This is a genomic window from Bacteroides sp. ET71, from assembly GCF_023336905.1.
Lineage (GTDB): Bacteria > Bacteroidota > Bacteroidia > Bacteroidales > Bacteroidaceae > Bacteroides.
The window spans coordinates 98,991-113,802 of record NZ_JAMBLS010000006.1; the positions used below are offsets into that span (position 1 = coordinate 98,991).

12 protein-coding genes are annotated in these 14,812 nt (G+C 52.8%); 5 read left to right on the forward strand and 7 right to left on the reverse strand.

The features are described 5' to 3' along the window. Positions 1-8: 8 nt before the first annotated feature. Entirely contained in the window at positions 9-596 is a 588-nt protein-coding gene (locus M3090_RS05485) for a hypothetical protein (RefSeq protein WP_249054420.1), read from the reverse strand. Between the two features lie 97 nt (positions 597-693). Here M3090_RS05485 and M3090_RS05490 point away from each other — a divergent pair, with 97 nt between their 5' ends. Together M3090_RS05490 and M3090_RS05495 are read left to right on the forward strand one after the other, a co-directional pair. Next, positions 694-2,136 carry an ATP-dependent RecD-like DNA helicase gene (locus tag M3090_RS05490; RefSeq protein WP_249054422.1) on the forward strand — a complete coding sequence of 481 codons (1,443 nt, stop codon included), beginning with the start codon at positions 694-696 and terminating at the stop codon, positions 2,134-2,136. 415 nt (positions 2,137-2,551) lie between these two features. Beyond that, positions 2,552-3,178: a DUF6266 family protein gene (locus tag M3090_RS05495; protein ID WP_249054425.1), complete on the forward strand. Its 627-nt coding sequence runs from the start codon at positions 2,552-2,554 to the stop codon at positions 3,176-3,178. Between the two features lie 2 nt (positions 3,179-3,180). On the opposite strand, the gene dinB is transcribed toward M3090_RS05495, so the two are convergent. Next, positions 3,181-4,278 (reverse strand): DNA polymerase IV, encoded by a 1,098-nt coding sequence (gene dinB, locus M3090_RS05500; RefSeq protein ID WP_249054426.1) that lies wholly within the window; start codon positions 4,276-4,278, stop codon positions 3,181-3,183. Continuing rightward, complete coding sequence (locus M3090_RS05505; protein ID WP_249054427.1) at positions 4,278-5,627, reverse strand: MATE family efflux transporter; 1,350 nt, start codon at positions 5,625-5,627, stop codon at positions 4,278-4,280. Before M3090_RS05505 ends, dinB begins: the two co-directional genes overlap by 1 nt. A 134-nt stretch (positions 5,628-5,761) precedes the next feature. On the opposite strand from M3090_RS05505, the gene M3090_RS05510 reads away from it, so the two are divergent. Together M3090_RS05510 and M3090_RS05515 are read left to right on the forward strand one after the other, a co-directional pair. Continuing rightward, positions 5,762-7,705, forward strand: a complete 1,944-nt coding sequence (locus tag M3090_RS05510) for a heavy metal translocating P-type ATPase (protein WP_249054429.1) — start codon at positions 5,762-5,764, stop codon at positions 7,703-7,705. Positions 7,706-7,790: 85 nt separating this feature from the next. Continuing rightward, positions 7,791-8,225 (forward strand): Fur family transcriptional regulator, encoded by a 435-nt coding sequence (locus M3090_RS05515; protein ID WP_249054430.1) that lies wholly within the window; start codon positions 7,791-7,793, stop codon positions 8,223-8,225. A gap of 133 nt (positions 8,226-8,358) precedes the next feature. Here M3090_RS05515 and nhaD read toward each other — a convergent pair whose 3' ends face one another. After that, complete coding sequence (gene nhaD / locus M3090_RS05520) at positions 8,359-9,702, reverse strand: sodium:proton antiporter NhaD (protein WP_249054431.1); 1,344 nt, start codon at positions 9,700-9,702, stop codon at positions 8,359-8,361. A 53-nt stretch (positions 9,703-9,755) separates the two neighbouring features. Continuing rightward, positions 9,756-10,709: an acetylornithine carbamoyltransferase gene (locus tag M3090_RS05525; protein ID WP_249054433.1), complete on the reverse strand. Its 954-nt coding sequence runs from the start codon at positions 10,707-10,709 to the stop codon at positions 9,756-9,758. A 575-nt stretch (positions 10,710-11,284) separates the two neighbouring features. Here M3090_RS05525 and M3090_RS05530 point away from each other — a divergent pair. Then, entirely contained in the window at positions 11,285-12,373 is a 1,089-nt protein-coding gene (locus M3090_RS05530) for an acyltransferase (protein WP_249054434.1), read from the forward strand. A gap of 37 nt (positions 12,374-12,410) precedes the next feature. On the opposite strand, the gene M3090_RS05535 is transcribed toward M3090_RS05530, so the two are convergent. Together M3090_RS05535 and proB are read right to left on the reverse strand one after the other, a co-directional pair. After that, positions 12,411-13,658 (reverse strand): glutamate-5-semialdehyde dehydrogenase, encoded by a 1,248-nt coding sequence (locus M3090_RS05535; protein ID WP_249054435.1) that lies wholly within the window; start codon positions 13,656-13,658, stop codon positions 12,411-12,413. Between the two features lie 17 nt (positions 13,659-13,675). After that, positions 13,676-14,812, reverse strand: a complete 1,137-nt coding sequence (gene proB, locus M3090_RS05540) for a glutamate 5-kinase (protein WP_249054436.1) — start codon at positions 14,810-14,812, stop codon at positions 13,676-13,678.

The window sequence follows — 14,812 nt, forward strand, 5'->3', positions numbered from 1 at the left end:
TACATTTTTCATTCCCAGTTGCCGGCATTGTTATTAGGTGTTTCCAAGTCACCAATCTTTAGCCCGGCATACTTCTCCTGCCGCTCTTGCTCTGCCCGCCAATTAGCCACTTCCTGCGAATCCATTCCCTCCAGATAAGCATCCAGAGGCGCTTTGATCTCTAACAAATCATAAAACTTTCCCGAAGAATCTTCGTGATTGCACACCTGAATCTCAAACTGTGCTCCCTTGCCATAAGGAATGTATCGCAACGAATCAGCCTGGAAACCTTTCGGGTAAAGTGTATCCGCCAAAGCTACCCAGCATGTATCGCGACAGAAAGATTCACCAGGCACTCCCGCTTTCTCCAGCACAAACGGCAATCGGGCTGTCTTGACAAACTGAATCAGCGTGTCAAAGCTGGCAGCATACTGGCCATCGTGTAGCAGATGATAGGCAGACTGAGCCTTGCGAATATCCAGCAAACGAGCCTTTACTGCCGCCTCGCGCTGTTGCCTGAGGGCGTCAAAACGGATAGGCTTCATGATGCTGGCATAACAGACATAGACCAGCAACACGACACATATCCATAAAACAATATTTAATAAGCTCTTCATGACAAAGGATTTCCTTGAGTTTGCTATATTCGCACTACAAAAGTAGAACAAAATACAGAATTAGACAGCAAATCTCTCATTTTTTTGTACGACAGCTATGATAGACAAATACTTAGCAGAGCAAATAAGGCAGCACTTCCCCTACCAGCCGACCGCTGAACAAGAAACGGCCATCAAGCGGCTTGCCGGGTTCTTGACATCTCCCAACCCTGACGGCATTTTCATCTTGCGCGGCTATGCAGGTACCGGAAAGACCTCGCTGGTCGGAGCCTTGGTACGCACCTTGGACCTACTGAAACAGAAGTCTGTCTTGCTGGCTCCCACAGGACGGGCAGCCAAAGTCTTCGCTTCCTATGCAGGGCACCCGGCTTTTACCATCCATAAAAAAATCTACCGGCAACGCTCTTTTTCCAACGAACTGACCAACTTTACGCTAAACGACAACCTGACCACCCATACGCTCTACATCGTAGACGAAGCCTCGATGATTTCCAACGAAGGATTGTCCGGTTCTACTTTTGGAACAGGCCGTTTGCTGGACGACCTGATTCAGTTCGTCTATTCCGGACAAGGCTGTCGCCTGTTGTTCTTGGGAGACTTGGCCCAGCTTCCTCCGGTGGGCGAAGAACAAAGTCCGGCTCTCGTGGGTGAAGCGCTGAAGGGATATGGACTGGAAGTGACAGAAATGGACCTCACGCAAGTGGTCAGGCAAGCTAAAGAATCGGGCATATTGTGGAATGCCACACGTCTGAGGCAGGCCATTGCTTCTGAAGATTGCTTTTCACTGCCGAAGATACGCCTGGCCGGTTTTGCCGACATCCGCCTGTTGCCAGGCAATGAACTGATAGATGCTTTGGAGGAGTGCTATGCCCGCGACGGGATGGATGAGACCATCGTGATTTGCCGCAGCAACAAGCGAGCCAACATCTACAACAACGGTATCCGCTCACGTATTCTTTGGCGCGAGGACGAACTGGAGTCAGGAGATTGGCTGATGGTGGCCAAGAACAATTATTACTGGACAGGGCAGGAAAAAGAAAAGAACGAAGAATTCATTGCAAACGGCGAAACCGCCATTGTCAGACGAGTGCGGCGCACGCATGAACTTTATGGTTTCCGCTTTGCCGATGCCATCCTTGCCTTTCCGGACTGCAACGGCCTGGAAATGGAAGTCAGTCTCCTGCTGGATACCTTGCAGAGCGATGCCCCTGCTTTGACACGGGCAGACAGTGAGCGCCTGTTTCAGAATGTACTGGAAGATTATGCAGACATCGCGACCAAAGCCGAACGCATGAAGAAAATAAAAAACGACCCGCACTACAATGCCCTGCAAGTAAAATACGCCTATGCCATCACTTGCCACAAGGCCCAGGGCGGGCAGTGGAAAAATGTTTTTCTGGACCAAGGGTACATGGCGGACGAATACCTGAGCCCTGATTATTTCAGATGGCTCTACACGGCTTTTACCCGCGCCACAGGGACGCTGTATCTGGTAAACTATCCTGCGACGCAAGTGGAAAAAGAGAAAGAGGAGGATTAAGCCTCAAAGCTCATTCAATAAAGTATGCTAACCAGGAAACCGACAATTATTCCTGCGGACTATACCCCCAAATATAACCGTTATTGCCGTCCGGCCACTCCGCCGTTGCTCCGTAGTTTCACCGTCAATACCGTTCATTTTCAGCCTTGTCACGGAGAAAATACGGAGCAGCCACGGCCTGACAAGGGCATCCTACGGCAAGAAAACCGGATTTCCGGCAGGAACAGCAAAAAAGCGTTCTCCAAAATTTCCTACTCATACACAACAGGTTAGAATCACTTTACGCCGGATAAAGCCTCATTTTCCCGAAAGTCCCCCAATAAAATGCTTATCTTCGCAGCGAGAACAGGTAACGGGGGAAGGCAGCAACAGCACGGTCTCCCTCTATGATAAACACGGATAAACATTCATCGTTATGGGAACAATCAAACAAGGAATTTTCGGGGAGTTCACCGGGAAAGTAGGCAACGTTGTTGGTTACAAGAACAACGGGCGGAACTACGTCCGCAGCGTGCCGGGAAAAGTGCGGAACCCACGCAGCAAGGCCCAACAGGGGCAACGGAAGAAATTTGCCGCAGTTTTTGCCTTTCTGCAACCCATCTCCGATTTTGTTCGCGCAGGCTATGCGCTGTACGGGAAGGAGAAAGCGCCCTTTCACGCCGCCATGTCGTACTTGCTGAAAAAGGCCGTGCACATCGAGGGCGACGAGGCATACATCGACTACCACCGGGCATTGGTGAGCACGGGCACGCTGATGACAGTGCCAGAGGCAAAGGCAACAGTAGAGGCCGGAAAAATCCGGTTCGGGTGGAAGAACAACAGTGGTGAAGGGAATGCCGAAGCCACGGACGCAGTATGGTTGCTGGCCTACAACGCCGATAACGGAGAGGCCACCTACCGCACGCAGGCGGCGCAACGGGACGACGGACAGGCCGAGCTGTCCATACCCGAACGGTGGGCAGAGCAACACGTAGTGGCTTACCTGTGCCTGTGCAACGAAGCGGAAGGGCTGATGTCCAACAGTCTGTGCGTGGCCGGGTAGGTCTACTCTTTGAAGTCAAAACTCAGTTGTTCCCAGACACCATGCCCGCCGGTCTCTTCGCGCGGGTTGGAAACGGAGAGGCCGATGAGACGGATGGGATGCTCGGCGTAGTCCACCTCTTGCAGCAACTGCTTGGCCAGGGGAAGAATGACATCGAGCGTGGTCAACTCACGGGATTGGGTCAGGCTGCGGGTGATTTGGCGGAAATCATGGAACTTGATTTTCAGGGTCAGCGTATTTCCCCGGAAATCTTTCTTTTCGAGACGGCTGACCAACTCAACGGCAACATGATACAGCTCGATGATGACCGACGAACGGAGCGAAACGTCTTTCTCCAACGTACGTTCGCAGCCGATGGACTTGCGGATGCGCACTGCCTCGACGGGGCGCAGGTCTATGCCCCGGGCAAAATCGTAGTAGACGGAGCCTACCTTGCCAAACTCGCGGAGAAGACGGTCGGGTGAGCAGGCACGGAGTTGCAAGCCGTTGTGGATACCCAAAGCGTGCATACGCTTGGCCGTGACGGGGCCTACTCCCCAGAAACTTTCGATAGGCAGGCCGGCAATGAAATCCAAAGCCTGGGCCGGATGAATCGTACAAAGCCCGTCAGGCTTGCGGTAATCCGAAGCAATCTTGGCCAGAAACTTATTGTAAGACACCCCGGCCGAAGCCACCAGGTGCAGACGTTCGCGTATCTTCTGCTTGATTTCCTTGGCAATGTCCACAGCCAACTCGATGCCGGGTTTGTTCTCCGTCACATCCAGGAAAGCCTCATCCAAAGAAATCGGCTCGATGATATCCGTATATTCATGGAAGATTTCATGAATCTGGCGCGATACTTCTTTGTAAACCTCCATACGCCCACGGACAAAGATGAGAGAAGGGCAAAGCCTTTTCGCCTTCGCCGACGACATGGCCGAACGCACACCATAACGACGGGCCTCATAACTGGCAGCCGCCACGACTCCCCTCTCTTCAGCATGTCCCACAGCTATGGGTTTGCCGCGCAACGAAGGGTTATCCCGTTGCTCGACAGAAGCATAGAAAGCATCCATGTCGATATGGATTATCTTCCGCTCGGTATGAAAATCGGCATCCATCAATCAGAGCGTTTTACCAGTTGAATCTTCTTGTACACATAAAAGAATGCAGGTATCAGGAAAGCATCGGCAAAAATCCACGCCGTAGAATCGCCAAAACAAACAGCCAAATAGCCAAAAGCCGGAACGGCCAACAGGCTGACCAATATACGAGCTATCATCTCCGACACGCCGGACAGCATGGCCAGGTTCGTAAAACCAGCCCCCTGAATGGTATAACGTAAAATGCAAAGCAGGCCAAGCACTGGAAAGAACGTGACAGACACATGCAGGAAAAGAGCCGTATCGGCCAATATCTCAGCCTCCGAAGCATCCACAAAAAGCAAGGCAAGTCTTTGGGAACCAAACATCAGTACACAAAAAGTGAATATCCAATAAGCCAATGCCATCAGCGAAGCAGCCTTCACCCCTTGCATGATACGTCTGGGTCGGCCCGCTCCATAATTCTGTCCGGCAAAAGTGGCCATGGCAATTCCCAGGCTTTCGAAAGGACACATGAAGAACATCTTGATACGCATGGCAGCGGTAAAGGCTGCTACGCAAGCTGTACCCAAAGCATTATTGGCACTTTGCAGCATGATACTGCCTATGGCCGTGATGGAAAACTGCAATCCCATAGGGACACCAATGTTAAGCAATATGCGTGCAATAGACTTGCTGAAACGACGCTCGGCAGGCGTGGTGCGCAAGATAGCGAAACGGCGAATCATGTAGAAGTAGCACAAGGCGGCAGAAAAACCTTGCGAAAAAACGGTAGCAATAGCTGCCCCCGCTACTCCCCAATGAAGCACCAGGATGCAAAAAAGATCCAGCACGATGTTGAGCACCGCTGCCAGCAGAAGAAACCAGAAAGGCGTCTTGCTATCGCCCAAAGCACGGATAATGCTGGATAAGAGATTGTAGAAAAAAGTACAGGGAATGCCTATGAAAGTAATGAGAAGATAGACATAGGCTTCATCGAAGATGTTGGCCGGAGTACGCATCAGATGCAAGATATCGTCACATAGAATACCCGTGACGACAGCCAAAACGACAGACATCAGGGCGGCCAATTGCAGACTGACCGACACACAACGACGCATGGTCGAATAATCGTGTGCACCGAACTTCTGAGCCACAGGAATACCGAAACCACCACAGCAGCCGTTGCAGAAACCCAATATCAGAAATACAACTGATGAACTGGCACCAACGGCAGCCAGCGAATCTATGCCCAGAAACTTGCCGACAATAGCGGCATCTACCAGCGAATAAGTCTGTTGCAACAAGTTGCCCATCAGCAGGGGCAAAGTGAAATAAAATAGTTGTGGGAATATCTTCCCTTCGGTCATTTCTTTTACAGCAGCCATAATCTGTTATCCTCCTTCTGAAAACCGCTGCAAAAGTAGAGAAAAAACGGGAAAAACGAATACACGTTTGCAACCAAGTTGCAAACACAATGCCGTACCTTTGCCGTCAGAAAAACAATAAACAATAAAAAGATATGGCACATTGCACTTGCAGACACTGTGAAAACGCCCCAGAGCACGACCATTGTGAAGAGACAGGCTCCAAGACCTGTCTGCTCATCATAACTTCGGCTATACTGCTGTTTGCCGGTATCGGACTGGGAGCGGCCGATGCGAGCTTCTTCAGCCCGGCCATGCGTCTTCTTTGGTTCATGGCAGCCTACTTGCCCGTAGGGCTGCCGGTCATGAAAGAAGCCTGGGAAAATATCGTCCATGGAGATATCTTCAACGAGTTTACACTGATGACCCTTGCCACCATCGGAGCATTCTACATCGGCGAATACCCCGAAGGCGTAGCAGTCATGCTATTCTACTCGCTGGGCGAATGGTTCCAGGATAAAGCCGTCAACCGGGCCAAACACAACATCAGCGCCTTGCTGGATGTACGCCCCGAAACGGCTACTGTCATCCGCGAAGGCCATGAGGAAAGAGTCAACCCCAGAGACGTGAAAACGGGTGAAGTCATAGAGGTAAAAACCGGCGAGCGTGTGCCTCTGGACGGTACTATGCTTAACGAAACAGCGGCATTTAATACGTCGGCACTGACAGGCGAAAGCTTGCCACGCAACATCTGCCGGGGCGAAGAAGTACTGGCCGGAATGATTGCCACTGACCGTGTAGTGCGCCTCACTGTAACCAAACCTTTCGAACAAAGTGCCTTATCGCGCATCCTGGAGATGGTACATGATGCCAGTGAACGCAAAGCACCTGCTGAACTTTTCATCCGCAAGTTTGCCCGCATTTATACACCCGCCGTCACGGGATTAGCCGCCCTCATCGTATTGCTGCCTTACGTGTGGTCGCTCATCCAGCCTTCTTTTGCCTATACACCGGATGATTGGCTCTACCGGGGACTGGTATTTTTAGTCATCTCCTGCCCATGCGCACTGGTGGTCAGTATTCCCCTGAGCTACTTCGGGGGTATTGGAGCTGCATCCAAACTGGGCATCCTGTTCAAAGGTGGCAATTACCTGGACGCCATCACACGCATTAATACAGTAGTGTTCGACAAAACAGGCACGCTGACACAAGGCACTTTTGAAGTGCAAACCTGTCGGCCGGCTAAGAATGTCGACGAAAAGCAATTACTACAACTGGTGAGCAGCGTGGAACAGAACAGCACGCACCCCATCGCCAAAGCCATTACCACCTATGCTTTCCAAAAAGGCATTGCCCAGCTGCCATTTTCCGGTGAACTGAAAGAAGAGGCCGGCTATGGGCTGGAAACTGACATTGATGGGCAGCATGTCTTGGTTGGCAACCAACGGCTGTTGGAGAAACATGGCATCCATTGCCCAGATGCTGTACAGCAGGCGGAAGGAACTTTGGTGGCCTGCGCATCCGACGGACGTTACATGGGTTCCCTTCTGCTGGCCGACACACTGAAAGAAGATGCCCCACAAGCCATAAAAGCCTTGAAAAAGCTCGGCATTGAAAATATTCAAATGCTTTCGGGAGATAAGCAAGAGATTGTCACTAACTTTGCAAGCCGCATAGGCATTGCCCACGCTTATGGTGACTTATTGCCCGAAGGGAAAGTGAAACACATAGAGGCATTGAAACAAAATGCAGCCAACCGCATAGCCTTCGTAGGTGATGGCATCAACGACACTCCTTCGCTGGCTTTAAGCCATGTAGGCATTGCCATGGGAGGCTTGGGCAGCGATGCAGCCATTGAGACGGCAGACGTAGTGATACAGACCGACCAACCGTCGAAGATTGCTACTGCCATCCAGGCCGGACGGCAAACGCGCCGCATCATTTGGCAGAACATCGTCATGGCTTTGGGCATCAAACTGGCCGTGCTCGTATTAGGCGCCTGCGGTGTGGCGACCTTGTGGGAAGCTGTCTTTGCCGATGTAGGCGTGGCCATGCTGGCTGTATTAAACGCCATACGGCTGCAGAAAATAATTAAATAATGGAAAACGTATCGCGACAGGCTGCCGGGCATTTTTCTTCACAAACCACTCGCCCGTCTATCGAGATACATGATATGATACGGATATGAAAGACGAGAAAAGATACCTCGAAATGCTGGCGCGAAGGGATATACAACCGACGGCCATCCGCCTGCTGGTGCTGGATGTCCTGATGCGGGCCAAACAATCTTTGTCGCTGACAGACCTGGACAATGCGCTGGACACGGTGGACAAATCGACCATCTACCGCACGCTGACCCTCTTTCTGGGGCACCACCTCATACACAGTATAGATGACGGGACAGGGTCTTTCAAATATGCTGTATGCCAGGATGACTGTTCGTGTGCCGTAGGTGACCTGCACACACACTTCCATTGCGAACGCTGTAACCGCACTTTCTGCTTCAGCAACCTGCCGGCTCCGATGGTGAAGCTGCCGGAAGGCTTTACGATAGACAGTATCAACTATGTGCTGAAAGGCCTGTGCCCTGAATGTGCAGCCCACAAGAATCTGAAATAGAAGTACCGGGCTCCGCTGCCGGAAGGAGGTTCCTTCCGGTTGGCAAGAAAGAGGCACGGGCTTCGCAAGAAGCAAGCTTTCTGATAAGCGCCCTTGTGAAGCCCGTGCAATCAGGCGGTCATCCGGCCCGGTCCTACAAGCCTATGACTGTCTTTTCCAACCAGTAGACCACGATGCCGGCCACGTAGCCGACAAAGGCAATCCACGTGATACGCTTCATGTACCAGCCGAAAGTGATTTTCTCCAATCCCATCACTACCACGCCGGCAGCCGAACCGATGATGAGCATCGAGCCGCCCACGCCGGCACAATAGGCCAGCAACTGCCAGAAGATGCCGTCTTGCGCCATGTCGCCCACCGCGGCCATGGGGTACATGCCCATGCAACCAGCCACCAGGGGAACATTGTCGATGATGCTGGACAGCACGCCGATGATGCCGGTGATGAGATAGTGATTGCCGTTGAAGACATCGTCCAGTCCTTTGCCCACCATGGTCAGCACGCCTATTTCCTGCAAGCAGGATACGGCCATGAGGATGCCGAGGAAGAAGAGGATGGTGCTCATGTCGATGCGCGAGATGATGTTGGAGATGCGCTTCTGGGTGCCGTCTGCACCGCCATGCTCTTGCTTGCGGTAGAACAGCTCCGTGACCAGCCAAAGCACGCCAAGCACCAGAAGTATGCCGACAAACGGGGGGACATGGGTGAGGGTCTTGAAGATGGGGACGAACACCAGGCCGCCCACACCGACCCAGAAGACTGTCTTGCGCTGGCTTTCGGTCAGGCTGCCTGCGGCCACTGTTGTGCCCGAATCGGTCGCGGCAGCCAGCGTGCCCTTGAGCGAGAAGGACAGCAAGTAGGCCGGGACGGCAATGGAGACGAGCGAGGGGATGAAGAGTTCTTTGATGACGCCGGCCGCCGTGACGAGGCCTTTGTTCCAGAGCATGATGGTGGTGACGTCGCCGATGGGTGAGAACGCGCCTCCCGAGTTGGCGGCGATGATGACCAGCGAGGCGTAGATGAGGCGGTCCTTGTGGTCGGCCACGAGCTTGCGCAGAATCATGACCATGACAATGGCCGTGGTCATGTTGTCCAGGATGGCCGACAGGAAGAAGGTCAGGATGGTGATGCGCCACAGCAGGGCCCGCTTGCTGCGGGTCGACAGCATGTTGCGCACGAAGTTGAAGCCGCCGTATTGGTCGACGGTTTCGACGATGGTCATGGCGCCCATCAGGAAGAAGAGGGTGGTGGCCGTGCTGCCCAGGTGGCCTTCGATGACGGGGGCCGCGGCGGCGGCCAGACCGTCGGGCGTGATGCCTGCGGGGAAGTTGCCGGGGTCGAACATGTAAAGTGTCCACGTGGCAACCAGCATGATGAGGGCGATGGCCGCTTTGTTGATCTTCGTCACCGTCTCGAGTGCGATGCAGAGGTAGCCGATGACGAAGAGGATAACGATTGCGATGGTTATGGTTGACATAGGTGTTTGTTATTAAAGATGAATCGTACTTGCCGGGGGTATCCGGGCTGTGTTCAGAGGCTTTGCAGGAGTCGTTTCAGGACGACGGTGGCCGAAATTTCGCGGTTGGCCGCCTCGGGTATGACGATGGACCGGGGGCTTTCGATGACGTCGTCCGTGACAATCATGTTGCGGCGCACGGGCAGGCAGTGCATGAAGTAGGCCTGGTTGGTGACGGCCATCTGGCGGTCGCTGACGGTCCACGAGCGGTCTGTGCTGAGCACCTGTCCGTAGTTGTCGCCTGCGTATGCCGCCCAGCTCTTGGCGTAGATGAAGTCTGCGCCTTCGAAGGCCTTCATCTGGTCGTATTCCACACGGGCGTGTCCGACGAACTCGGGGGCCAGTTCGTAGCCGTGGGGATGGGTGATGACGAAGTCGTAGTCGGTGGCGTTCATCCATTCGGCAAACGAGTTGGGCACGGCCTGGGGCAGCGGACGGGGGTGCGGGGCCCAGGTCATGACGACTTTCGGGCGGGCGGTTTTCTTGTATTCTTCTATCGTGATGAGGTCGGCAAAGCTCTGGAGCGGGTGGCGCGTGGCGGCTTCCATGGAGAAGACGGGACGGCCGGAGTATTGGATGAACTGGTTGAGTATGACCTCGTTGTAGTCGTAGTCGCGGTCTTCGAAGCGGGCGAATGAGCGGACGCCTATGAGGTCGCAATAGCAGCCCATCACGGGGATGGCTTCGAGCAGGTGTTCGGGTTTGTCGCCGTCCATGATGACTCCGCGCTCGGTCTCCAGCTTCCAGGCGCCCTGGTTGATGTCGAGTACGATGACGTTCATGCCCAGGTTCAGCCCGGCTTTCTGCGTGCTGAGGCGCGTGCGCAGGCTGGAGTTGAAGAATATCATCAGGAGGGTTTTGTTCCGCCCCAGTTCCACGTATTTGAAACGGTCTTTCTTGATTTCGAAAGCTTCATCGAGCGCCCGCTTCAGGTCGCCGATGTCTTGCACACATGTAAATTTCTTCATAACGATATGTTTTCTGTTTGATTAAGCAGGCCAAAGATACATGATTCGCGGGAATATTCCGCACATCGGGGGAAGAAAATGCGGGGCGGGGCGAAATTTCTTCCCGGCCGCCGCGCGTCGGCATCACGGGGACTTTCCACCTGTATCACGGGGAGTTTCCGGCTGCATCACGGGGAGTTTCCGGCTGCATCACGCGTGTTACCCGGCTGTATCACGGGGACTTTTCGTCTGCATCACGCGTGCTGTCCGGCTGCATCACGGGAGATGTTTGTCTGCATCACGCGTGTTACCGATTTGCATCACGGGAGATGTCCGTCTGACATCACGCGTGAAAGCCTCCTGACATCACACCTATTAACAAACCAAAACACGCGTGATGTCGGAACCCTTTCACGCGTGATGTCAGACGGTCTCTGGACGTGCTGTCAGAAGCCCCTCTGGCGGGGGTGGCGGAAACATGAAGCCGGAAAACAGATTTTTTCACCCGTCATACGCAAACATACCACGATTTTCCTATCTTTACACCGCGATTAAATAAAATAACAGTTTAACCCTAAAAAACACGACAAAATCACATGAAACGCATTGCTTTCTTGGACTATGTGCGCGTATTCGCCTGCCTGTTGGTCATGGTGGTACACGCCAGTGAGAATTTTTACGGAGCGGCAGGGACAGGCGAAATGGCCGGACCCCAGTCTTTCCTGCAGAACGAAGCAGACCGCTTCTGGGTATCCTTGTACGACGGCTTTTCGCGCATGTCCGTACCCTTGTTCATGATTATCTCCGCCTACCTGCTGGTGCCCCTGAAGGAAGGACAGAGCATGTGGCAATTCTACCGCAGGCGCTTCCTACGCGTAGGTCCCCCCACCATCTTGTTCATGCTGCTGTACAGCACACTGCCCCTGCTGTGGGGACAGATTGACGGCGCAACGGCCACCCGCGACCTGTCGCGCCTCCTGCTGAACTTCCCCAGCCTGGCCGGCCACCTGTGGTTCATGTACCCGCTCATCAGCCTCTACCTCTTCATCCCCATCATATCCCCCTGGCTGCGCAAAGCAACAGCCAAAGAAGAAGGCTTCTTCATCGCCCTGTTCGCCCTGTCCACCTGCATGCCCTACCTGCACCGCTGGTTCGGCGAGCTGTGGGGAGAATGTTTCTGGAACGAATACCACATGCTGTGGTACTTCTCCGGATTCCTCGGATACCTGGTCATGGCGCACTACATCCGCACCCACCTGAATTGGTCACGGCGGAAGCGCTTGGCGGTGGGAACCGTGCTGGCAGTGGTCGGCTGGGCATGGACGATATTGTCATTCTACATCCAGGCAGTTCCGGGAGTCGTCCACTCCACCCCGGTCATCGAACTGGGCTGGGCCATGTGCACCATCAACTGCGTATTGGCAACCGGCGGCACCTTCCTGCTCTTCACCTGCATAAAAAGGCCGGAAGCTCCCCGCATCATAACCGAACTCTCCAAACTCAGCTTCGGCATGTACCTGATGCACATCTTCTGGCTCGGACTGTGGGTAAGCCTCTTCAAAGTAAACTTGGACTTGCCGACAAGCGTGGCCATACCAGCCATAGCCTTGGGCACTTTCATCAGCAGTGCCTTGGCCACAAAAATCATCTCCTATCTTCCGGGCAGCAAATGGCTCATCGGATAGGAGCAAGACACATTTCCCTTTTCCAGAGACGGGCAGGTCAACTTCTGACCTGTCCGTCTCCTTCTATAATCCACTTATAAGTCGTTATCTCCTCCAATGCCATCGGGCCACGGGCATGCAACTTCTGGGTACTGATGCCTATTTCGGCTCCCAAGCCAAACTGCCCGCCGTCGGTAAAAGAAGTCGGCGCATTGTGATAGACGCAAGCCGCATCTACATCACGCAAGAAACGGGCGGCATTGTCGCTATTTTCCGTAACAATGGATTCGCTGTGCTTAGAACCGTAACGACGGATATGTGCCAAAGCCTCATCCAACGAAGTCACAGTCTTGACAGCCATCTTATAGTCTAAAAACTCAGTACCATAGCTTTCGCTCGTGGCGGGTTGCAGCAAATGAAAAGGATAATGCCCGGACAATGCCGCGAAAGCCGGTTCGTCAGCATAAATCAAGACGCTGCTCTGCTGCAAGGGGGCACACAAGGCCGGCAAGTCGGGTAAACGATTGGCATGGACAATCAGGCAATCCAATGCATTGCACACACTGACACGACGTGTCTTGGCATTGTTGACAATAGCAGCACCTTTCATCACATCGCCCTCACTATCAAAATAAGTGTGGCAAATGCCTGCTCCGGTCTCTATTATAGGAATGGTAGCATTCTGCTTCACGAAACTGATAAGACGGCTGCTTCCTCTCGGAATAATCAAGTCTACGTAACGGTCTGCTTTCAGAAGACGGGCTGTGGTTTCATGGTCAGACGGCAGCAGTTCTACCAGATGGGTATCCAGGCCAAAACGTTCCAAGGCTCCGTGAATGACCTTGACAATGGCCCGGTTGGAACAGTCTGCATCACTCCCACCTTTCAGCACACAGGCACTTCCTGCTTTCAGACAAAGAGAAAACACATCGAAGCTGACGTTAGGCCGCGCTTCGTAAATAATGCCTATCACACCAAAAGGGACACTGATGCGCCACAGTTGCAGGCCATTGGGCAATACGCGCTCTTTCAACACCCGTCCCAAAGGCGAGGGCAAGGCTGCCACTTGGCGCAAACCCTTGGCAATCTCCTGCAAGCGTTCTTTCGTCAACTTCAGGCGGTCGTACTTGGGATTAGCAGGATTCATCCGCTCCAAATCTTTGCGGTTTTCCTCCAGAATATAGTCTGAATGGCTGATAGCCGCATCGGCCACGGCATATAGCAGGTTATTGATAGTATCTTCCTCCACTGCCAGCAACGAACGGCTAGCCTCTTGAACGGAGGCAAGAGTCTGTTCTAAGTTCATCTCTAATATTTTCTTTTTTACTCGATATACAAATAGTCGTAATGTACCACAGGTTTCTGGTCATGCTTACCCATCAATTCGCTGATTTGATTCGAAGAATAGCTGCTTTTGCCTACACCTATGACCTGATTGCCAGGAGCAACGATATGCACAATGTCGTCCTTATTGAATTGCCCTTTCACAGCTATGACACCTACCGGCAAAAGGCTGACGACTTGGTCTGACAACAAAAGTTCGGCTGCTGCTTGATTCACATAGAGAGCTCCCTTGGCAAAACCACTGCTATGGGCTATCCATTTTTTTACACCGGATACGGGTTGCACAGCCGGAATAAAACGAGTGTAACTTAATGAAGAGTGGCCTGGAACAGTGGTGCAAGCAGCCGTTTCTCCTCCATTCATCCTTAATGCTTCCTTCTGAATAATATCTGTCAATATATTATCCCGTTTCCCATTGGCTATGATAACCGTGATGCCTTCATCAGCTACTTTTCGGGCAATGCTTGTCTTAGTCAGCATGCCCCCCCGGCCAAAACTGGACTTAGATGCCTGGATGCAAGAAGCAATGTCTTCCACACGCTGGATTTCAGGAATGACATGAGACGAAGGAGCTGACGGCGGCCCATCGTAAATGCCGTCGACATTGCTCAGTATAATGAGGGCTTGGGCATCCATCATAGAGGCAATCAGGCCGGAAAGCTCATCGTTATCGGTAAACATCAATTCGCTGACTGAAACGGTATCGTTTTCGTTGACAATAGGAATGATGCCGTTTTCCAGCATGACCGTCATGCAGTTTTTCTGATTGAGGTAATGCCCACGGGTTGCGAAACTTTCTTTCGTAGTAAGCACTTGTCCTACCGTCATGCCGTGTTCCTTAAACAGCTCATAATAACGATTGATAAGTTTAGCTTGTCCCACGGCAGAAAAGAGCTGACGTTGGTCCACACTGTCCAACTTGCGGGTAGGACGCACTTCACTCCGTCCGGAAGCTACGGCTCCTGACGAAACAAGTATAACCTCTATCCCCATTTTACGCACGTCGGCTATCTGGTCTACCAAGGCCGACATGCGGGTCACATCCAACGTACCATCCTTACGGGTCAAGACATTGCTTCCCACTTTGACAGTGATACGCGTAAAAGGCTTATCCAT

What these genes read in the sequence shown, in the direction of transcription:
- M3090_RS05485 (WP_249054420.1), bottom strand. Translation starts at nt 596, where the DNA reads ATGAAGAGCTTATTAAATATTGTTTTATGGATATGTGTCGTGTTGCTG.
- M3090_RS05490 (WP_249054422.1), top strand. Translation starts at nt 694, where the DNA reads ATGATAGACAAATACTTAGCAGAGCAAATAAGGCAGCACTTCCCCTAC.
- M3090_RS05495 (WP_249054425.1), top strand. Translation starts at nt 2,552, where the DNA reads ATGGGAACAATCAAACAAGGAATTTTCGGGGAGTTCACCGGGAAAGTA.
- dinB (WP_249054426.1), bottom strand. Translation starts at nt 4,278, where the DNA reads ATGGATGCCGATTTTCATACCGAGCGGAAGATAATCCATATCGACATG.
- M3090_RS05505 (WP_249054427.1), bottom strand. Translation starts at nt 5,627, where the DNA reads ATGGCTGCTGTAAAAGAAATGACCGAAGGGAAGATATTCCCACAACTA.
- M3090_RS05510 (WP_249054429.1), top strand. Translation starts at nt 5,762, where the DNA reads ATGGCACATTGCACTTGCAGACACTGTGAAAACGCCCCAGAGCACGAC.
- M3090_RS05515 (WP_249054430.1), top strand. Translation starts at nt 7,791, where the DNA reads ATGAAAGACGAGAAAAGATACCTCGAAATGCTGGCGCGAAGGGATATA.
- nhaD (WP_249054431.1), bottom strand. Translation starts at nt 9,702, where the DNA reads ATGTCAACCATAACCATCGCAATCGTTATCCTCTTCGTCATCGGCTAC.
- M3090_RS05525 (WP_249054433.1), bottom strand. Translation starts at nt 10,709, where the DNA reads ATGAAGAAATTTACATGTGTGCAAGACATCGGCGACCTGAAGCGGGCG.
- M3090_RS05530 (WP_249054434.1), top strand. Translation starts at nt 11,285, where the DNA reads ATGAAACGCATTGCTTTCTTGGACTATGTGCGCGTATTCGCCTGCCTG.
- M3090_RS05535 (WP_249054435.1), bottom strand. Translation starts at nt 13,658, where the DNA reads ATGAACTTAGAACAGACTCTTGCCTCCGTTCAAGAGGCTAGCCGTTCG.
- proB (WP_249054436.1), bottom strand. Translation starts at nt 14,812, where the DNA reads ATGGATAAGCCTTTTACGCGTATCACTGTCAAAGTGGGAAGCAATGTC.